Source organism: Streptomyces hokutonensis (genome assembly GCF_000376565.1).
Taxonomy (GTDB): domain Bacteria; phylum Actinomycetota; class Actinomycetes; order Streptomycetales; family Streptomycetaceae; genus Streptomyces; species Streptomyces hokutonensis.
Genome location: NZ_BARG01000090.1, coordinates 1 through 18910 on the forward strand (window position 1 = coordinate 1; position 18910 = coordinate 18910).

18 protein-coding genes are annotated in these 18910 nt (G+C 70.4%); 4 read left to right on the plus strand and 14 right to left on the minus strand.

Going from position 1 to position 18910, the window contains the following annotated elements; all coding sequences use genetic code 11:
• The first annotated feature begins 669 nt into the window (after positions 1-669).
• Complete coding sequence (locus SSP08S_RS45570; RefSeq protein ID WP_245608087.1) at positions 670-1449, plus strand: hypothetical protein; 780 nt, start codon at positions 670-672, stop codon at positions 1447-1449.
• Positions 1446-1868, plus strand: a complete 423-nt coding sequence (locus SSP08S_RS45575; protein ID WP_026179394.1) for a helix-turn-helix domain-containing protein — start codon at positions 1446-1448, stop codon at positions 1866-1868. The genes SSP08S_RS45570 and SSP08S_RS45575 overlap by 4 nt, the downstream gene beginning before the upstream one ends.
• Before the next feature lie 1233 nt (positions 1869-3101).
• Here SSP08S_RS45575 and SSP08S_RS45580 read toward each other — a convergent pair.
• The 7 genes from SSP08S_RS45580 to tpg (SSP08S_RS45610) form a co-directional block, all read right to left on the minus strand.
• On the minus strand, positions 3102-3653 hold the full coding sequence (locus tag SSP08S_RS45580) for a hypothetical protein (RefSeq protein WP_019074338.1): 552 nt from the start codon (positions 3651-3653) through the stop codon (positions 3102-3104).
• A gap of 17 nt (positions 3654-3670) precedes the next feature.
• On the minus strand, positions 3671-3943 hold the full coding sequence (locus SSP08S_RS45585) for a hypothetical protein (protein ID WP_019074339.1): 273 nt from the start codon (positions 3941-3943) through the stop codon (positions 3671-3673).
• Positions 3943-4179: a hypothetical protein gene (locus SSP08S_RS45590; RefSeq protein WP_019074340.1), complete on the minus strand. Its 237-nt coding sequence runs from the start codon at positions 4177-4179 to the stop codon at positions 3943-3945. The genes SSP08S_RS45585 and SSP08S_RS45590 overlap by 1 nt, the downstream gene beginning before the upstream one ends.
• 313 nt (positions 4180-4492) lie before the next feature.
• Positions 4493-4825, minus strand: coding sequence for a hypothetical protein (locus tag SSP08S_RS45595; RefSeq protein WP_019074341.1), 333 nt, complete (start codon positions 4823-4825; stop codon positions 4493-4495).
• A 275-nt stretch (positions 4826-5100) separates the two neighbouring features.
• Complete coding sequence (locus tag SSP08S_RS45600) at positions 5101-5688, minus strand: hypothetical protein (RefSeq protein WP_019074342.1); 588 nt, start codon at positions 5686-5688, stop codon at positions 5101-5103.
• Between the two features lie 328 nt (positions 5689-6016).
• A complete protein-coding gene (locus SSP08S_RS45605; RefSeq protein ID WP_026179395.1) occupies positions 6017-6784 on the minus strand; it encodes a hypothetical protein in 768 nt (255 codons plus the stop codon).
• Positions 6785-6888: 104 nt separating this feature from the next.
• Entirely contained in the window at positions 6889-7482 is a 594-nt protein-coding gene (gene tpg / locus SSP08S_RS45610) for a telomere-protecting terminal protein Tpg (protein ID WP_019074344.1), read from the minus strand.
• A gap of 130 nt (positions 7483-7612) precedes the next feature.
• Between tpg (SSP08S_RS45610) and SSP08S_RS45615 the strand changes: the two genes are divergently transcribed.
• Together SSP08S_RS45615 and SSP08S_RS45620 are read left to right on the plus strand one after the other, a co-directional pair.
• On the plus strand, positions 7613-7921 hold the full coding sequence (locus SSP08S_RS45615) for a DUF6300 family protein (RefSeq protein WP_019074345.1): 309 nt from the start codon (positions 7613-7615) through the stop codon (positions 7919-7921).
• 64 nt (positions 7922-7985) lie between these two features.
• Positions 7986-8348: a DUF8825 domain-containing protein gene (locus SSP08S_RS45620; RefSeq protein WP_019074346.1), complete on the plus strand. Its 363-nt coding sequence runs from the start codon at positions 7986-7988 to the stop codon at positions 8346-8348.
• 84 nt (positions 8349-8432) lie between these two features.
• Here the strand turns inward: SSP08S_RS45620 and SSP08S_RS45625 are convergent, their stop codons facing one another.
• The 7 genes from SSP08S_RS45625 to SSP08S_RS45660 form a co-directional block, all read right to left on the minus strand.
• Positions 8433-9167: a GNAT family N-acetyltransferase gene (locus SSP08S_RS45625; RefSeq protein WP_019074347.1), complete on the minus strand. Its 735-nt coding sequence runs from the start codon at positions 9165-9167 to the stop codon at positions 8433-8435.
• A 735-nt stretch (positions 9168-9902) separates the two neighbouring features.
• Positions 9903-10931, minus strand: a complete 1029-nt coding sequence (locus SSP08S_RS45635; RefSeq protein WP_245608088.1) for a DNA polymerase Y family protein — start codon at positions 10929-10931, stop codon at positions 9903-9905.
• A gap of 5 nt (positions 10932-10936) precedes the next feature.
• A complete protein-coding gene (locus SSP08S_RS45640; protein WP_026179396.1) occupies positions 10937-14395 on the minus strand; it encodes a DNA polymerase III subunit alpha in 3459 nt (1152 codons plus the stop codon).
• Positions 14396-14615: 220 nt separating this feature from the next.
• On the minus strand, positions 14616-15173 hold the full coding sequence (gene tpg / locus SSP08S_RS45645) for a telomere-protecting terminal protein Tpg (RefSeq protein ID WP_019074350.1): 558 nt from the start codon (positions 15171-15173) through the stop codon (positions 14616-14618).
• A gap of 3 nt (positions 15174-15176) precedes the next feature.
• Positions 15177-17405: a telomere-associated protein Tap gene (gene tap / locus SSP08S_RS45650; RefSeq protein WP_019074351.1), complete on the minus strand. Its 2229-nt coding sequence runs from the start codon at positions 17403-17405 to the stop codon at positions 15177-15179.
• Between the two features lie 119 nt (positions 17406-17524).
• The gene (kilB, locus tag SSP08S_RS45655; protein WP_158697300.1) at positions 17525-17992 is read right to left on the minus strand and encodes a plasmid transfer protein KilB; all 468 of its coding nucleotides are present in this window, start codon (positions 17990-17992) and stop codon (positions 17525-17527) included.
• 77 nt (positions 17993-18069) lie between these two features.
• Positions 18070-18849: a hypothetical protein gene (locus SSP08S_RS45660; protein ID WP_019074353.1), complete on the minus strand. Its 780-nt coding sequence runs from the start codon at positions 18847-18849 to the stop codon at positions 18070-18072.
• Positions 18850-18910 lie beyond the last annotated feature (61 nt).

Consider the following 18910-nt stretch of genomic DNA (forward strand, 5'->3'; position numbering starts at 1 on the left):
CCCGGCGAGTGCACCAATTAAAGTAAGCCCCAAGCGGGGTAATTTCGGGCCACCAATTCACGCGATCACGAATGGGGAAGTGGCAGACCTAAGCCGAAGAACAGAACCCCGCATAACGAAAAGGCAGAATTCAGGCGTGCGGAGGTACCGGAGCCGAACGGCCCCTCGGGCCGGGCGGCGCAACCGAGTCCCGGCCCGAGCAACGCCTTGCTGCTGCTTGTCCCGTCACGGCCGGCACCACCCGAGACTCAGAGCCGCTGTTGCCGCCTACGGTCCGCAGCTGACCCACGGAGCCGCACGCGAAGCCGCCTCGGCCCCGACGGTGCCCGGCCCGCAGGTTGTAGTGCGACATCAGATTGGGGCAGAGCCTGCGTTTTTGCTGGTCACAGCGTTGCGCGTGGGGTGCTTGTGACTACCTACGACGGACATGCGACCCCTCAAATGTCCCTTCTGAGTAGACACATCGGCCCTGAAAAGTCGGAATACCTGACCTCGATGCGGACGGAAGGTCAGGAATGCCGACCTCCTGCTATGTGGAAGGTCAGTAATGCTGACCTTCCACTCCAGGTGTCGCCGGAGTGCCGCACCCCTATGGATGCCCAGTCCGCAGGAGTTCGTGCAGGAGATGTGTCACCCCTGGGGGGACACAAGACTCGCCGGAAGTCAGAAATGCCGACCTGGAGGTCAGAAGTACTGACCTTCTGCTACGTTGCTGCACGCCCGGGATCTTGGAAATTTGGAGAGCTGCTCGTGTCCGAGTCACAGCGCCGCCGGCGCGTCGCCAGACCCGCGCCCAACCCTGGTCTGCCGCCGGACGATCCGCTGCGGGCCTTTGGCGAGCGGCTCCGGAAGATCGACGGCCTGGACGACCTGGCACGGTCGTATCCCGGCCGGGAGATCACGGTCGGCCGTCAGCGTCAGCAGCTGGAGTTCTTCTCCGACCCGGACCGGCCCAACGCCTTCGCGATGGTGGCGTTGGAGTTTTTCCTGGTGATCGCCCAGTACTACCGGGAGGCGCTGCCTCTGCGGCTGATCCTGCTGCTGATCGCGGGGCAGCGTGCCGGCGGGCGGATCCCGCTCACCCAGGACGACATGGCGGAGATCCTGGACGTGCCGCGGCAGAAGGTCAACTTGGCGCTGAAGGAGATCATGGGCCACGGCATCGTGATCAAAATCGGGCGCGGCGTCTACCAGTTCAACCCGCCGTACTCCTACGTCGCGGCCGAACTGGTCCGGCTGTCCGACGGGAGCACCGAGTATGTTCAGGTGGATCAGGCCGATGCGCTTGCGGAGCTGAGGGCCGCGGCGCTCCCGGACCTCGTCAGGTTCCCCTCGTTGCAGCACATGCGCGAGGCGATCGATGAGTTCCGCAAGGAGCGGGCCGAGAAGCGCCGGGAGCGGCGGGAGCGGTTCGAGTTGATGACGACGCAGAAGGAGGGCGAGCGATGAGCAGGGGCATGTTGTTCGCGCCGGTCAACGCCGAGGGCGTCGTCGCGGCCCTGGACCTGCCGGGTCCGGCCTATCGCGTCCTGTTCGCCTTGCGCTCACGCAGCGAGCCCGGCGGGCGGGTGGAGATGGGTCAACTCCAGATCGCTGCTCTGCTCGGGCTGAGCCGCCCCAGCATCACGTCCGGCCTGCGCGAGCTGATACTCGCCCGGCTGGTGAAGAAGCAGCGCAACGGCATCTACCGCCTCAACGCGATGCTCGCCTCGTACGAGACGCCGGCCGACGCCCGGGCCGCCATCGATGCGATGGACCCCGCGGACCGGCTGGACGACCCGCACTTCGTCGCCCGCTACCACCAGGCCGTCCAGGACTACCGCGACCAACTCGCCCTCGAGCGCCGCAAGAAACTGCGCGTGGCCTGAGCTGCGCCCGGCCGACACCACGGCGCTGCACCTGATCCACGGGTGCAGCGCCGTTCTCATGTGCGGAAGGGGCCGGGCACACCCCGGCGCCCGCACACCCGAACGCGTGAAGCGACCCGCTGCACGGACTGCGGACCGTGCAGCAGAGCAGCACGACCAGGTCCCGGTCGCAACGGTCGGCAGTCCCGCTGCAGCGCGTGGGAGAGGAGCTCGCCGGGGACCGTTGCTTCCCGCTGCTGTCCGACCGAGGCCGGCCTGCTGCCCGTGCAGCACCCTTGGGCCGCACGGGTCGTGCGAATACTGCGCCACAGTCCCCGACCCCGCGCAGCAACCGGCCTTGCACCCTTCACCACCAGGAGCAGCAGCCCGTTGCGCAATGGACCCTGCACCGTGCAACCGGCAGCAACGGCGGACTTCACCGGGAGCACCGGTGCCCCGGCCGGACGGGGCTGATCAACACCGGATCTTGCACCCCAATAGTGGCTAGTACAGATAGTGCTTCTGGTGCGGGTTGTAGATCCCTCCCCCTGAGAGCAGAGCTCGGTCCGGGAGCAGCTGAGAGCACCAGCGCGACGGGACGCGGCGGCACGACGATCGTGGAGCCACTCCGAGGAAACCAGCGGCCTTGGGCCCTCGAAGCACTGCGCGGGGCCGTGAGCGCCTCTGACGGCCTTGATCGCCGCTCGGGAGCCCGGAGGCCTCAGGCCGCCGCGGACGGCCGTACGGGGCCGGGAAGGATCATGCGCGCGGGATGCTGGCGGGTCCGGCGTCGAGAATCAGCGGAGCAGTGGTTGGCGCTGGGATCGCGCCGCCTGCTACCTCCTGCTGCCGATTATGATAATCAGCATCCCTATTGCCCAGATTGCTACGAGAATGCCGCAGTATCCACGACAACTTACTGGTTCACTGTCACCAGGTTTAGGCCAGTTTCCCCCGTCTGCCATGCGTCATCCCCCTTCGCCCCTTGAAGGGTATTGCGTGACTGCACGACGGCGCGCTGTGATGCAGGGATTTCCTGCGTCAACTTCCTTCAGGCACTGTCAGCTTGGGGTCTGAGTTCACCCAGGCGGATCGGGTGGCCGAGGAGGTTGAGGACCAGGCGGTGGTGCGCGGCGTGCAGGGTGCACACGGCGGCGCGGCGGGCAGTAGCCCCTCTCCCATCCCGTTCTGCGAGCTCCGCTCTCAGGGGCAGGGATCTACAACCCGCACCAGAAGCACTATCTGTACTCACCACTATTGGGGTGCAAGACCGTCCTCGGGCCGCGCCTCCAGGGACTGCGCCAGAGTCTCGCAGTAGCCCAACGACACCGCCGCCTGCATGAGATCGCCTTCGTTGGCGGCCCGGCAGGCGAACCACATCATCGTCACGATGCTCTGCAACGGGCCGTCCTCGTCGGCGTCGCCTTCCTGCTCCAGGCGCTCGCGCACCACCCGCTCGGCCTGCTCCAGGACGTCGTACCAGACACCGCCGTACGTATCCGCGCGCACACCGGTCAGGGGCGTCAGCCACAGATCCGCGTGCGACTGGAGCAGCTGCTCGGGCGGCCGGAAGTCCAGGACGGAGCCGCACGGCATCGAGTCCTGATCGGCGTGAGTCTGCGTGGCCGGCCATTCGGGCAGACCCTCGGAGTGCGTGGGGCACAGGAACGCGACCCAGGCCGCGCCGGGCCCGTCACCGGCAGCCGGTCCCTCCCGGAGGACCGTCGACTTCGCCTTGCACCGTACGACGGCACGCAACGCGGTGAGCTGACGGTGGGCGGACAGCTGTTGAACGAGGGACGGCACGCGGTCTCCTTCGGCGGCTAGACCTCGATGTACGCGACGACCACGACGGTGCGCAAAGCACTCACCCAGTACAGGAGGCGTACCCGCTCGACTTCGTCGGCGTACTGGCGCAGCTGGGGTCCGGCGGCATCGCCGGGGATCGGCTCGCCGACGTCCGGGTCGACGGAGACGACGACCAGGGCGCGGTCCAGGGCGTGGACCTCCGACTCGCTGCTGATGTTCTCCAGCTGCTTCGCGGCGGAGTCCGAGAAGACGATCCGGGCGCGGCGGGAGCCGTGCTGCGGAGCCATCAGGCGACGGCCGGGCGCTGCGAGGCGAGCCGGGCGAGGTGGGCCTCGCGCAGCTCCTCCCACGGCGTGCAGTCCTCCAGCGACGGCAAGCCGTTGGCCGCGATGTCCTCCAGGACGGCGGCGAACTGGTCGGCGTTCTCGCGGGTCCTGGCCGCGTACGCGCGCACCGCGTCGGCGGCCGCGGGCTCCAGCTGCTGCCGGGGATGGTCAGCGGGGGCGGCCGGCTGTTCGCTCATCGAGGGCTCCAGAGGGCAGAACTGGCGTCTGCTCCCACGGTATCGGCCGCCCCGGGCCCTGGGGACCACTCCGGACGAACTGGCTCGCACGAGGGTGCAAGACCCAGAGACCCAGGTGGACCCAGCTCCCGGCACGTTCTGAGTCCACCTGAGACGACACCGGTCCCAGGACCCAGGGACCCAGGTTCCGGGCAGGGCATCGCCAGGGCGCGGGGTCCGGCCGCGCGATGACACAGATCAGCTGAACAGTGACATAGATGACCATGCCCACCTGGGAAAACAGGGGGTCGATGACACAGATCGGCCGGACTGTTCAGGCAGGGAGGCCGGGCACGACCTGGCCGTTGGTGATGTGCGTGCGGGCGGTCAGCGCGTGCCCGTCGCACACGGCGTACCCACTACTGCCGCCGTCGACCCGGACGGTGTGGGTGGCCGGCTCCGGGCACGGAGCGTCCAGCCGGTCGTACTCCCACGAGGTGAAGCAGGCGACGTCCATGCACCAGGTGCGGTTCCCGCTCGACTTCAGCGTGGCGCCGTGCTCGGGGCACACGCCCCACGGCACGACGCACTGCCCCGGACGGTCGGCGGTGTCCTGGAGGGCCTGGGCGTAGAGCTCGGCTGTGGCGGCGGTGTTCGTTGTGGTCACCCGACGACTCTCCCAGCGCGCCCGCCGCCGGGCAGACGATCCGGGACGAACGCGCACCGTAGCCGGACCCGGATCGGTGTCACGCTGACCGGCCCGGGCCCAAATCGGCCCCTGGGGCCCGTGTTTCCGGGCCGGGCGGGCAGCGTGACAGGTGCCGCGGACACCCGATCGAGGGAGCGTGACACCCGCTGCGTGACAGTGCGCGATCACCGTCTGTACGGGCCCGATGTGGCTGTCGGATGTGCTGGGGCCCGGGCGCCGTGGCACAGGCGGTCTCAGTGGGCGTGCGGGGTGACGGTGATGACGGCTTCCGAGCCGACGATCTCCCTCGTGAGCGTGTAGTCCGGGTCACCGTCTTCGTCACCGGGCGTGCAGGCACTGGTGAGGGAGCCGAACAGGACCGGATCGCCTGCGTCGGCGAGCAGCAGCTGCAGAGCCTGTTCCGCGGCGGGCTGGAGGGCCTGCGGGTCCAGGCGCAGGCAGACCTCGTACAGGTCGGTCAGCTCGCGTACGTCGAAGCCGTGGCGGAAGGTGCTGTCCGAGTAGGCCCGCGCCAGCTGTCGAAAGGCGGGGTCGCCGTGCTTCAGCTCCATGGGCAGGTCGTTGAAGGTGTCCATCACGCGCGTGCAGGCCCACAGGGCCAGCGCGGCCACCTCTCCCGGGACTCGGCTCAGCTGCTCGAGCGCGTCCTCGCGGCAGTCGTCGCAGCCGTCCCGGGCCGCCCCGTACAACCGGGCCACCGCGACGCTGTCCACGCCTCCCAGGGCGCGGGCCTGACCGCCAAGCCAGGTCGGGTCGTAGGGGGCGGGGCCGCCCAACTCCCGGGCGATGTCCCGCTCATGGCGATGGTCGACAAAGGTCACGGCTCGCTCGCTCCCGTCGGACAAGACACGCGTGTACGCATCTGAGTGTCCCCGCACCGCATGTTCCACAACGGTGCCGACCGCAACCGGCCGGAAGCCGAGCGAAGGCGAACGGAGCCGACCGCTTCTGATCACAGAGCGGCGCGCCCGGAACCGGCCTGCGGCGGTCAGGTCACAAGCTCACAGGTGGCCTCCCGGCAACGCGTCTGCCTGGTAAAACAGCCTTCCCGCCTCACAGGCATCACAGGTATACCGGGGCATTTGGGGTCTTCGCTGACAGGGTGTGTCACAGGTTCCCGGGAGACCTGTGAGGTTGCGCAGGGTGAGGTCAGCTCCGGCCGGACCGGGCGCGGGTGAGGAACGCGGCGAGGTCGCCGGCGGCTTCGGGGGCGGCGGTGGCGAGGCGTGCCGCGAACGCCAGCTGGCCAGCGTCGGCGTCCGGGGCGAGGTGGGCGAGTTCGGTGAGCAGCGCGGCGTGGGTGAGCAGCTGCGCAGGCAGCAGAACGGCCGCGGCCGCGCGGGCGGCCGGATCCGCGTAGTGCCCGCGGTACGCGGCGAGGGCGCCGGCGAGCCAGGTGTCGACGTCGGCCTGGACGGACCAGCCGGCCCGCCGGGTGAGTTCGTCCCGGACGGCTTCGTCGCCCTCGCGGGGCTCGGTCTGCTCCAGCGTGCCCAGCTCGCGCAGCGCCTGGAGCTCATCGGCGCGGGCGGCGATCCGGGCGGCTTCGCGCAGCTCGGCTTGCCGGGCGGCCGCGGCCGCGGCTTCGGCGGCGAGTTCCTCCTGGACGACGACGTCGACGCCGGGGTCGTACACCGCGTCCGGGGCCGCGCCGGCGAGCAGCTGCCCGATGCGCTCCCACTCCGCGAGCTCCGCGCGACCGCGTTCGTCGTCGGCCAGGTGCTCGTGCCGCGAGTCCTGCCGCGCGTCGAAGCGGGCGTCCTCGATGGCCGACGCGACGTCGGCCGCCGACATCCCCGTCGCCCGGCGACGCACGACCCGCCGTCCGATGCGCGCGGGGTCGGCCGGCTCGCGGGGCGCCGCCCCGCGAGCGGCGAGAGGCCGGCGGACACTGCGCCGGGTCCAGGGGGTGCTCATCAGGGCCTCGCGTTCGGGGGTGCGGATAAAGGATCGGGCCGCCGCCAGAGCGCTGTGCGGCGGCCCGTGAATAAGGTTTATAGCAGGCCCTGAATTCTGTGTGGTCAGAACTCAATCTCTATCGACCGCACGTGCGTGAAATCCGCACGGAGACCCTGGGCGCGGGAGCCCCAATCCGTGAAATAGGACTCGGTGATGGCCTCCGCGACGACCGGATGCAGGTCTTCCTCCGTCGCACCGGCCTCCTGCAGACGGAGGATCTCAGCGGCGTAGGCGGGTGAGATCGCCGTGCTGATGAACCGCTCGCGGCCGTCGTCCGAGCTCCCCGTGCACTCGAATCCGAAGTAGGCGTACACCTCCACATGCATACCGGCGGTCGTCGCCGCGCGCTCCCGCGCCTGTGCCCTGACCTGCGGTTGCCACCGGGATTCGGTCTCCTCCACCAGGACTGCCTGGAGCCTCTTCTGAGGCTTCGTCTGCTGTCCGGCACGATAGCGCTGCACGGTACGGGGCGAGACGCCCAGCTGTTCGGCGAGGGCCTTCGTCGACCGCTTGGCCCGCGTGTAGAGGAATTCGATCTGGGACTTTGCGGATTTCGGCGCGGGCCGGGTGAACACCTTGCGCTCCGCCCGCACGAGGGCGTCCAGGACCCTGTTGCGGCGCGGGGCAGGCTGCTGTGTGCCGTCGCTGTCGATCATTCATCCAGCAGACACCCGTTCCCCTGTGGACAGATTCCGTGGCCGGATGCCCGACCGTTGCTGGAGGGGTTGACGGCACAGGTCAGCGGGTCTTGGGTGGGGGACCACGTCCAGATCAAGGGGGCTGGCCATGGGGTTGCTGGAGTTCTCCGACCGGCTGCCGCAGTGTTCACGCTGCCGGGGCAGCCTCATCATGAGCGGGGTGGCGCCGCAGGACGACGAACACGGGCGGCCGATCCACCTGGAACTGTGCCCGGTGTGCGACACCGGCGACGTGGGCCGCCCGGCGGCCGGCCTTCTTGTCCAGTGGTTCGCCGACGACGGCGGTCATGACGAGGATCGCGTCAAGGAAGGCTCACACCTGCTGATGGAGTGGACGAAGGAGTGCATGGCCGTCCACGGCTGGTACTTGCAGGACGCCCCGCCCGACCAGCCCTGAGCCGGGCGCGTGGTGCCGCGTCGTACGGGCAGCGAGGCCGCCGGGTCGAACTACTGTTGGGGCCGTGGCTACAACGTACGACTTCCCCGGTGACCTCATCGCAGCGCAGCAGGAACTCAACCAGGTGCGCGCAGACCTCGCCGCCCTGTACAAGCGGCTGCCGTACTCCGTCGAACCGATGGATGCCTGGCAGCGCCCCGAGGGCTACTGGCTCGCCACCTCCCGCGCATACCCGGACTCTCCGGGATGGCCGGAGAAGGAGCGACAGGAGGTCGCCGTGCTGCGGGAGAAGGAACGCGACCTCACGGGCGTGATCCTCACGCACGCCTTCTGGAACGACATCCCCGGGCCCGAACGGCTCGACGCCCGCTCCCAGCTCAAGCACGCCCTCGCCCGCCCGGCCGGTGAGGGCCAGGAAGCGGCGTAGCCGAGGCGGACACGCCATCCGGGCTGAGGCCTCGAAACCCGTGACCCGCGCACGTCGCCCTCCACGGCCGCCCGGCCGGACGCCTCAGCGCATGTTGCCGCGCCATCGGTAGAAGAACGTCTCGCCCGGCCCCGCACCGAGGTGGACCGGAACGCCGGCGAGCAGGGTGCCGACGTCGACCGTCTGCCCGGGCTCCACCACGGTGAAGCCCTGCCGCCTGTAGTACGGCCCGAGATCGCGCTCGGTGGCGAACTCGCCGAACAACAGCATGTAGTCCAACTGCCAGTACACCTGCACGCACCGCTTCAGCAGCGCGGCCCCGATACCGCGCCCCCGGGCGTCCTCGCGCACCGCGAGTGCTTTGATCTTCGCGTACTTGAGCATCGACAGCAGCGCGTGCTGCCGGTATCCGGGCAGCTGGCCGATCATGGATATGACCGTGCCGGACGGAACGGCGAACAGCGCCCCGACGACCTGTCCTTCGCGGTCCTGGGCGACCAGGGGCAGGGACAGCGCGGCCGCCGCAGGCTGGAGGCGGTCGGCCGTTGCGGCCCGCACGAGCGGTTCGGTCAGGCTGAGGCCGGCCAGCGCGTCCAGCAGCCACGTACCGCACCGCCCGTCGGCGAGCGCTTCGAGATGGCCGGTCTCCAGGTCGTCGTCGGCCGCCTTCAGCAGCTCGGTCACCACGCCGGTCTCCTCCGGCACCGCGTACCGGATCCGTACGCCGTCCGGCCCCGGTAAGCCGTCGACGACCTTCTGCTGCGTCAGCCGCACCAGCCCGGTGGTCGACGGCCGCTTCTTCTTCGTCTTCTTCGCCATCCCTGAGAGCTACCCACCGTCCAGCACGCGAGCACACGTCACGGGTGCTAGGGGGTACGGCAGCGGCAAATGTGGCTCGCGCCCGCCGCGTACTTCCGTCAGGCCGCAGCCCAGCGCCGCGCGAAACGTGACGAAGCAGCGCGAAAACGACATCCAATGTTGCGTCAAATCACCAATCACCAAAGTTGCGAGGCCCGTGAAAACGTCTGAACTGCTCCCAGAAGCGTTTGACAGTCCAGGAAGGAAATCACTCTCGCCAAACGAGGGAGTTTGATTTTAAAATCCGCAGCTTTCGTAGGTATGCTGGCAACACCAACTGTGAAGTTGGCGTACAACGCAGAACCGCCCCCCTGGCTGGGAGGCGGTCCTGGTTCCTTGATGCGGACGCCGGACTGTGAACTAGTGGTTCGTCATCACCTGGAGTAGTAGCTCCAGGAAGCTGGTGACGAAGCACCAGAAGTTCCAGTCCGGTTGTTCGTTGTCCACGCTGTCACCTCCGTGCGGCCTCGGGACTTGTTGGTTCCGGAAGGGCCGCCTCCTCCGGGCCGCGGCGCCGGGGGAAGTGAGGGACGGGATAACGAACGCCCACCGCCGAGTTTACGGCTTCCGGAAGGCCGTTCCTAACCACATCCCCCGTTAAACGGCGGGCAATTCGGACTTTGCGTGCTTGAATACCGCGCAAAGGTCCAGCAATTCACTCTTTGGCACCAACTACCATCGCGGGTCGCCGCCGGGTCAGCCGGCCTCGCCGGTTCGGCGGGCACCTGCTGTCCGCGCTGTGACTGCGAGGGCCGCGGGGTAGAGCACGCCGTGCCCGAAACGGGCGCGTGCGCGGTCGGCGACGGCTTCGAGTGTGAGGGGCTTGTCGTCCGCGTTGTCGAGGGTGAGCTGACGGGTGGCGCTGGTCGCCGGCCGCAGCGCATCGGCGCGCAGTGCGATGGAGCGCACTCGGGCGCGTTGTAGTCCGAGGGATTCGTACACGCCGTACACAGCGCGCGCCAGGAGCACGGTGTGGAAGGTGGCTTCGGGCAGGGTGCGGCTGCGGCGGGTGGAGCTCTGGTCGGCGTAACGGATGGTGCAGGTCACCCCGTGGGCGATCTGACCGCTGGCGCGCAGGCCGGCTCCGAGGTCGTCGGCGAGGGCCAGCAGGGCGCGCCGGTGTTCGGCCGGATCGAGTTCGTCGCGCGGGAAGGCGTGTTCGGCGCTGATGCTCGCCGGGGTCGGGGTGGAGTCGACGACCTGGGTGTCGCGGCCGTGGGCGCGCTCGTGGAGGGTGCGGCCGGCGCGGGCACCGAGCAGGCGCTGCAACGTGAGCTGGGGGACGTCGGCGACATCACCGACGGTGTGCAGACCGTATTCGGCGAGGGTGGCGGCCGTCCGGCTGCCGATCCCGGGCAACTCGCGTACAGGGCGGGGCCGCAGGAACGCGTCGACCGCCTCGGGCGAGCCCTCGATGACGGTCCGCTTGCCGAGCGGGGTGAGCGCGGCCGCCATGGCGGAAAGCAGCAAATTGGGGGCCACGGCGGCCGCACTGCGCACCCCGTACAGGGCGATCGCCCGCAACTGGATGAGGTCGGCGACACCGCGCGCGTCCCGGTGCCAGAACCGCAGCGCACCGGTGAGGTCGGCGAGGGCGGTGTCCGGTTCGAGGATCTGTACGCGCGGTGTGACGTCCTCGATGAGGCGGCGCAGCTTCTCCAGGAGGTCGGGATCGTGGCCCGGTGGAAGGTCGAACCGGACCCGAAGAATGTGCTGTTCCCGCACGGCGATCACCCTGCGCTTCCCTGGCTCCGGTGCCCGAGACGACGCAGATCGGCGGAACGGGTGCCGGCGGGCTGGAGGTCGGCGTAGGGGTGGAGGCGGGCTCCGGCGGTGCCGTCGGTGAGCGTCCGGGCGGGCGCTGCGGGCTGCGCGGGGGTGGGTGCGGGCGTGGTGCGTCCGAGCAGGTCCAGAGCGGCCTGGGGGCCGTGGTCGCGGCGGACGGCGGCGACTTCGTCCAGGTCCCACACCATCTCGCCGACCACGGTACGGCGCGGGCCGCGGGCCTCCACGGTGCCGCGCACCAGGAGCAGCCCGGAGTGGAACACGGTGTGCGCGCAGGCCTCGTGGGAGTCCTCGAAGAAGGCGAGGTCGACCAGGCCGGAGCCGTCCTCAAGGGTGACGAAGATGATCCGCTTGCCGGACGGGATCGGCGGGGTCTGCGTGGACGCCCGTACCCCGGCCACCAGCACGCGCTGTCCTCGGTGCAGGGTGCGCAGGTGGGCGGCGTCGGTGGCTCCGAGTTCGCGCAGGAGCCGGTGGTGGTGGTCCATCAGGTGGTGGGTGACGTCGATCGACAGCGTGTCGAGCTCGGCGCCGAGCTTGTCGCGGCCGGTCATCTCGGGCAGGCCGCTGGGGCCGGCGGTGACGAGCTCACCGCCGAGCGGGAGTTGTCCGTCGGTGGCGGCGCGGTTGCGGGCGTGCCGGTGCAACTCGGTGGCCTGCAGGAGCAGATCCCGCCGGGTGAGGTTGCCGGCGAGTGCATCGAGGGCGCCGATCCGGATCAGCTTGTGCGCGATCGGCAGCGACGGGCGGGCCCGCTGCCACAGGTCCTGGAGCGAGGTGTAGGGCTGGCCGGCCGCGAGGCGGGCGACCTCCTGCTCGCTGATGCCCTTGACCGTGGAGAAGGCGAGCCGCACGCCCCAGCCCTCAGGGGTCTGTTCGACGCTGTGCTGCGGGCGGGAGTGGTTGGCGTCGACGTTCAGGACGGGGACTCCGTGGCGGCGGGCGTCGGCGACGATGACCCGGCGCGGCCACATGCCCGGATCATGCTCCAGCAGCCCCGCGTACAGGGCGGCGGGGTGATGGGCTTTCAGGAAGGCGGACTGGAGGGCGGGGACGGCGAAGGCGACCGCGTGCGCGCGGCAGAAACCGTACGCGCCGAACGAGGCGACCGTCTCCCACACCTCATCCAGCACGGTCTTGCTGTAGCCGCGCTCCCCCGCCGCACGGCGGAACCACTCCTCCACCCTGGGCAGCCGGTCCGGGTCGGCCAGGGCGCGGCGGGCGACGTCGCCGGCGGCCCGGTCGCAGCCGGTCAGCTGTGCGAGGATCGCGATGATCTGCTCGTGCCAGATCACCACCCCGTACGTGTCGGAGAGGATCGCTTCCAGGTCCGGGTGCGGGTAGCGGGGGGCGGCGCCGTGCCGGGCCGCGATGAAGAGCGCGGGCATGCCCCCGCTGACCGGGCCGGGTCTGAAGAGGCTGATGTCGGCGATGACGTCCTGCATGTGCCGCGGCTGCAGCCTGCCCACGAGGTCTTGTTGACCAGGACTTTCGAGCTGGAACAGGCCCACCGTGTCGGAGTTGCGGATGAGGTCGAAGGAGGCCTCGTCGTTGAGGTCGACGTGGTCGGGGTTGTCGAGATCGAGCTGGCGGCCGGTCGTACGGCGGATTTCGGTGACGGCGTGGGCCATCGCGGACTGCATCCGCACCCCGAGGACATCGAGCTTGAGGAGGCCGAACCCTGCGAGTTCGACGTCCTCCTTGTCGGCCTGCACCATCGGGTAGCCGGCCGGGGTCGGCTGCACCGGCACCCGGTCCAGCAACGACGCGTTCGAGAGGATCACGCCGCACGGGTGCATGGCGTAGCCGCGCGGCAGTGCGTCCAGGCCTTCGGCCAGCTCCCACAGCGGGCCGAACTCCCCAGCCCGGGCCGCGAGTTGGCGAAGTTCCGGCAGCTCAGCAAGAGCGCCGCGGATGTCGCGCGCACGGATGTGCGGGAACGACTTCGCGATCTCGTCCACGACCTTGGGGGCGAGCCCGAGGGCGAGGCCGGTGTCGCGCAGGGCATGCCGGGCCCGGTAGGTCTCGGGCATGCCGGTGACCGCGACCCGCTCCCGCCCGAACCGTTCGATGATCTTGTCGTAGACCTCCAGGCGGCGGGCGGACTCCACGTCCAGATCGATGTCCGGCAGCGAGGTGCGCCGCTCGCTCAGGAAGCGTTCGAACAGCAGCCGGTGATCGAGGGGGTTGGCCGTGGCGACGAACAGCGAGTGGTTGACCATGCTCCCGGCGCCCGAGCCGCGCGCGGCGACCCGGACCCCCATGGCCCGCACGTCGGCCACGACCTGCGCGACCGCGAGGAAGTACGGCTCGAACCGGAGGCGTCCGATCACGTCCAGTTCGTAGCCGAGCTGCCGTACGGCGTCTTCGTCCGTGTCCAGGCCGCGGGCGACCATCCCCGTCTCGCAGCGCCGGCGCAGCAGGTTCAGGGCCTCGCCGGGCTCGGGGCCGGCGCCCACGACTGACGGCTCGGGAAAGTGCGGCCGCCCAAGCCCAAGATCGGCCGGGGTGAGGAGGCAGGACTGCGCGGTCGCCTCGGTCTCGCCCAGCAGTACGGCGGCCCTCCCCCGGTCGGCGCCGACGGCCTGCGCGATCCGGTCGGCCACCGCCGCCATGGCGCCGGGGTCCTTCAGCCAGCGCTCGCCGCCGTCCAGGTGCCGGCGGTCGACCGGCCGCAGCAGCCGCGCGGCATCGAGGACGTCCGCGAGCCGGTGCTGGCCCGGGTCGGCGTAGCGGACGGCGTTGGTCAGCACCGCGGGCACCCCGAGCTGGTCGGCCAATCCCACGGTCCGCGCGGCCAGCCGCAGCGACCCCGGCCCCGTGCCCGAACGCCCGAGCCACACCGCCTCCAGCCGCAGACGCGGCCCGGCCAGCTCACGCCACGGCCACAGCAGGTCCTCGGCGAGGTCCGGGCGCCCGCCCGCCAGCGCCCGGACCGGTTCGGAGGCGGGACCGAGCAGTACGACCAGGTCCTGGCCGGCGTACTCGCGCAGCACCGGCCACGACACCACCGGCACCGAGCCGTCGGCCTGGGCATGCGCGGCGGATACCAGACGGCACAGCCGCGCCCACCCCGCTACGTTCTGCGCGAGCAGCGTGATCCGCAGCGGCGCCTCCACCACGTGCGCACCGCCGCGGACCGGCGTACGGGCCCGGGTGCCCCGTGGTGCCGGCGTCTGGAGCGGGGCGACCGCGACGTCCACGCCGAAGACGGGCCGCAGTCCCGCGGTCGCGGCGGCCTGAGCGAATCGGACCGCACCGGCAACGGTGTCCCGGTCGGTCAGCGCGAGCGTCGTCATCCCCCGCTCCACGGCGCGCTGCACGAGCGCGCTGGGCAGGGAGGCGCCGTAGCGGGCGGAGTAGCCGGACGCGGTGTGCAGATGAGTAAATCCATCACCCCGCACCTCCCGTCTCTCGCGTACCCCCTGGCTGACCTGTGCCTCTTCAGGCCACCACCATAACGCCAAATTCGCTCGCGTGTTCGATTGTGGCGTTCGGGGCATGTCGCCGACGTGTGCGTCGGCCTGTGTGACGGAGCACGACGGCCACCCGGCCTCATGCGGGTACGCAAGCGAGTCCCGGACCAACTGGTCCGGGACTCGCGGGCAGTTCAGGCGGCAGCCTCTACAGGTCGAACTCCAGATGCTCGATGTCGGTGAAGCGCACTTCCTCCAGGCTGCCGGCGCGACGGCCGTTGTCCTGGAAGTACACCTCCCTCAGGGCGTCGGCCGCGATTTCCTGCAGCTCCTGGTCGGTGGCGCCAGCCTCCTGGGCGTCGAAGAGGCGGGCGGCGTAGCGGGCCGGCAGGGCGACGGTCAGGTGCCGGATGCGGCTTTGGTCCGTCGACCCGATCGGCGCGGTGTAGCCGAGGCGGGCACGGGTGTCGATGACGATGCCGCCGGTGGTCGCCGCCTTCGCGCGGGCCTTGGCCCGGATCTGTGGCTGCCAGCGGGCTTTCACCTCGCGCTCCAGGCGGGCGGCGAGGTCGGCGCGCGGCTTCTTGATCTGGTCCTTCACGTACCGTTCCACGGTGCGCTGGGAGACGCGCAGCATCTGGGCGACGGCCTTGGTGCCCCCCAGCTGCTTGACCAGGTAGCGCATCTGCGCGCCCGCGCTCTTGGGCGCGGGGCGGGTGAAGGCCTTCTGCACCGCGGCGTCCAGGCCGTCCCCGAACAGGCTCATCTCCTACTCCCCGTTGTCGATGTTGGTGACGGTGCCGTCCTTGATGTACCGGGCCAGGTTGAGTTCCGGCGCGTTGAACTGCTCGCGGACGCCTTCGCCCCACAGCAGTTCCTGCGTGCCTTCCCATTTGACGAGGCCGGGGTTGATGCCGAGCTTGAAGCCGCCCGGCAGCGGCTTGCCGTCCTTGTAGGGCAGGAAGTCCAGCGGGCTGGTGCCGTCGACCGCGTACACGACGCAGTCGGAGAGGATGGCCACCGGGTACTGCCCGGTGAACGCCGCGTGCCGGACGATCTTCCGGTGCAGGTTGATCCGGGTGCGGGAGATGACCGCCGCACGGATGTCCGGCCGCCACGTCGGGCGGGACAGCGCCCGCCACGGCTCACCGGCCTTCCAGCCCTCGCCCCGGGGCCGCTCGCGCAGCTTGCCCAGACCGCCCTTGACGGTCCCCTTGACCGCGTCCACGACGATCGCCAGCTCCGGGTCGCGCTGGCGCCAGCCCACCATCGCCGTCAGGAAGTCGGCCGGGTCCGTGTCCGCGTGCACGCCGAGGTCGGCCATGGTGGCGAGGAAGGCGTCACGCAGCCGGTTGTACCAGGAGTCCAGGTAGCGCCCGCTCTCATAGCGCACCCACGCCTCGATCGGCGTGACGTCGTAGCCGAGCTCCACCGCGTACGCCACCGTCGGCGTCGCGTACCAGGCCGGACCCGTCGGACGCTCGCCCGACGGCGTGAACGGGCTCGGCAGCAGACTGCCGTCCAGGTCCACCCACTTGTCCTTGCCGACCTTCACCCTCGACAGATCCACATGGGAGAGATCCACAAGCCACGCGCCGGGCAGCTTCGCATCGAACACCGGCGCCTCCACCTGTGTCGGCGCACCGAGACCGACGGTCAATCCGTTGGCTCCGGCGGCGAACGCCATGTTCACGTCGATGCCCACCAGGTACCGCCGGGTGTATTCGACGTCGCTGAACGGCCGCGCCCAGTCGTACGCCTCCTCGAACAGCTTCTCCGCCGGGGTCCGCGTGTGGAAGCGCGGCAGATCCTTCAGGAGCGGGTGGTTGTCCGGGGCCTCGCACGGCGCGCAGTCCACCGGGTCCTTGCCCAGCGAGCCGGGGTTGTGCTCGGAGTGCCGCTTGCCGTCGGCGTCCGGCTCGGAGGCGCGGGTCGGCGGGTGGAAGCCGGTCATCAGCTCCAGGCTGGTCACAGCGGTGGAACCGCGCGGTGTCATCACCCGCGCCGCGTACACACCCAGGACCCGGGCGAGTTCCGCCGGCGCGAGCTGCCCGGCGTGGCCCCAGCTGCGGGGATCGAGCGCGTTCCACGACGGGATGCACAGCTGCACGCAGTTGCGCTCCGAGCCCTGCGCCGGGCGGTAAATCCGTGCCCACGGCCCGAACCCGCGCTTCGTCAGCTTCCACTCCGCACGGGCCAGCTGCTTGATCACCTTGTGGCTCTCCGGGATCCGCCCGGCGAGCCGCTCCTCCTCTGCGAGGGCGACCGGCAGGCCGTAGCGTTCCAGCGCGGACTTGGTGAGGACGATCAGCGGGTCGGCGTCCTTGCCCGGCCCGGACAGCTTCGGCTGACCGAGCCTGGCCTCCTTCAGCGTCCAGTCGACCAGGGACGGGATCGACTTGGCGGGCACGTCCAGGACCAGACCGCCCACGCAGTACGCGAACACCTGGCCGTCCTCGTCGACGTCGACGACCGCGAGCGGGCCGTTGACGAAGCGCGGGTCGGTGCCGGCCGGGGTGTTCGCCGGGGCCGCCTTCCGCGCGGCCGGACGCCGCGAGGTCGACGACGGCCTGGCGGCGGGCGCTGGACGCGACGCGGCGGCGGGGCGGGACGGGGTGTGTTCCGTCGCCATGGCCGCAGCCTCGGGCGCTGGACCTGCGGACAGGGTCCGCGCTTCCGGCGCCGGGGCGGGGGCACTCGCGAACGTCGCGGGAACGGCCGTGTCCTGAACGGGTGTTGAGGCGTTGGCATCAGCGGGGTAGAGCTCCGCGAGCTGATTGAGCAGACGGGCGTACGCCTCGCGTTCCTTGCCCCGCGGCTCGGTCGCCTTGGTGAGCGACTCCCAGCCGCTGACGGTCGCCCGGCGCACCTCCAGTGCTTCGGCCACCTCGTCCAGGGTCAGGCCGTGCGCGGTACGCAGCCGCTTGCGCTCCGCCGGCGGCGGCAGCGGGGACCGGGACGCCACCAGTGCGTCAACCCGGTCGAACAACTCGGACATGGAACACCTCCTGCCTCACAAGCATAGCGGAAACCGTACGGATCACGTACCAAAAGCGTACGGATCGCAAACATTGGCTACTTGGTCATGCCGTTACGGAGGCAACCGCGCCCGGCGGGTCACGCCCGTACGAGCGGGCGCGCCGCGGCGACGAAGGTGTTGTGCGCGGCCCGGGCAAGGTGGCCGCGCCGGTCGCGGTCAGCCCGGTCGGGGGCCTCGTGCAGGGTGAAGGTGATGTCGACCAGGGTGTCGGCGAGCTCCAAGACGCGCGGGTTGTCGGTCAGCAGCTGGAGCTCGGTCAGGGCTTCGCCCACCGTGGTGCGCGCCTTCAGCGCATCCGTCTTCGCGGCCTCCTGCTCCGCCTCGGACGCGCCGGACTCCCGCAGGACGGATCGCGCGTTCTGTAAGCGGCGCATCGCGGCGAGGCTGGAGAGGAGTTTCACGATCACGTCGCGCAGCTCAGCGCGCTGCTGCGTCTGCTGGGCGAGTCGCTCACGGCGCCCGGTGGACCGGTCCTGGACGCGGACGCCGATCAGGATCCCCAGCAGGCCGATCACGCCGGTCGTGATGGATGAGGCCAGTTCCATGGTCATGTCTCCCTGTTCCGGGGCGAGTTGGGCGGTCGAACGGCCAACCCCCGGCGCGCGGCCGGGGGTTGGCGGTACTACCAGGAGGTCGGGGTGTACTGCTCGATCAGGCCCGTCAGCCACTCGGGCGCGGTTTCCGTGTCGAAGGGGTTCGTGCTGCTCAGCGTGATGCTGGCGGCGTCCATGTCGACGACGCCGTTGCGCAGGACGCGGTTTCCGGAGACCACGGCCTCCCAGGTGGTCTCCGTGGCGCCGGCCTCACGGCGGTAGGTGATCGACACCGAGTACGGGGCGATCCTCAGGTCGAAGACCGGATCCGGCAGGTACGGCGTGAACGCCAGACGCAGGATCTCGGTGTACTGCTGGGCGAGCGGCTCGACGTCCACGGCTGCCACCGCGTCGACGACGGCGCGGGCCGCGGTGGTGACGCGAGTGGCGAGCGCGCAGAAGTAGGCGTCCTGCGCCTTGCCGGTCGTCGCGCGGGCCACCACCAGGTCGCCCAGGAACTGGCAGAAGTCCCAGGCGCTGAGGGTCTGCACGTACTCCAGGGCGGCGTCGGTGGCCAGCTCCAGGTGGATGAACCGGTGCCAGGCGCAGGTGGCGGTGTAGCCGGCCGCGAGAGTGAAGTCGCCCTCCAGCGGGGCCTGGTCCAGGACACGCTCGCGGGCGCGGCGGATGAGCTTGTCCACGCGGCGGTGCTGGTCGTGCCCGCAGTGGAAGCGCGGCGTGTCGGGGGTCAGCCCGAGCGCGTCCCGCAGCTGGTTCGCGAAGGCCTCGGCGGCCTCCCGCTCGGCAGCGCGGGCTGCCTCGTTGATTTCAGTGGTCGTCTTCGCTGAGGTCTCGGTAAGGCTCTGCATGGTCTCTCTCCACTCCAGGCGTGGGGGTAGTGCGGGATGGGCCCGGCCGCCAAGGGCCGGG

Coding starts and splice junctions, on each gene's coding strand:
- SSP08S_RS45570 (WP_245608087.1), top strand. CDS start 670: ATGCCGACCTGGAGGTCAGAAGTACTGACCTTCTGCTACGTTGCTGCA.
- SSP08S_RS45575 (WP_026179394.1), top strand. CDS start 1,446: ATGAGCAGGGGCATGTTGTTCGCGCCGGTCAACGCCGAGGGCGTCGTC.
- SSP08S_RS45585 (WP_019074339.1), bottom strand. CDS start 3,943: ATGGCTCCGCAGCACGGCTCCCGCCGCGCCCGGATCGTCTTCTCGGAC.
- SSP08S_RS45590 (WP_019074340.1), bottom strand. CDS start 4,179: ATGAGCGAACAGCCGGCCGCCCCCGCTGACCATCCCCGGCAGCAGCTG.
- SSP08S_RS45605 (WP_026179395.1), bottom strand. CDS start 6,784: ATGAGCACCCCCTGGACCCGGCGCAGTGTCCGCCGGCCTCTCGCCGCT.
- tpg (WP_019074344.1), bottom strand. CDS start 7,482: ATGATCGACAGCGACGGCACACAGCAGCCTGCCCCGCGCCGCAACAGG.
- SSP08S_RS45615 (WP_019074345.1), top strand. CDS start 7,613: ATGGGGTTGCTGGAGTTCTCCGACCGGCTGCCGCAGTGTTCACGCTGC.
- SSP08S_RS45625 (WP_019074347.1), bottom strand. CDS start 9,167: ATGGCGAAGAAGACGAAGAAGAAGCGGCCGTCGACCACCGGGCTGGTG.
- tpg (WP_019074350.1), bottom strand. CDS start 15,173: ATGAGCCTGTTCGGGGACGGCCTGGACGCCGCGGTGCAGAAGGCCTTC.
- tap (WP_019074351.1), bottom strand. CDS start 17,405: ATGTCCGAGTTGTTCGACCGGGTTGACGCACTGGTGGCGTCCCGGTCC.
- kilB (WP_158697300.1), bottom strand. CDS start 17,992: ATGGAACTGGCCTCATCCATCACGACCGGCGTGATCGGCCTGCTGGGG.
- SSP08S_RS45660 (WP_019074353.1), bottom strand. CDS start 18,849: ATGCAGAGCCTTACCGAGACCTCAGCGAAGACGACCACTGAAATCAAC.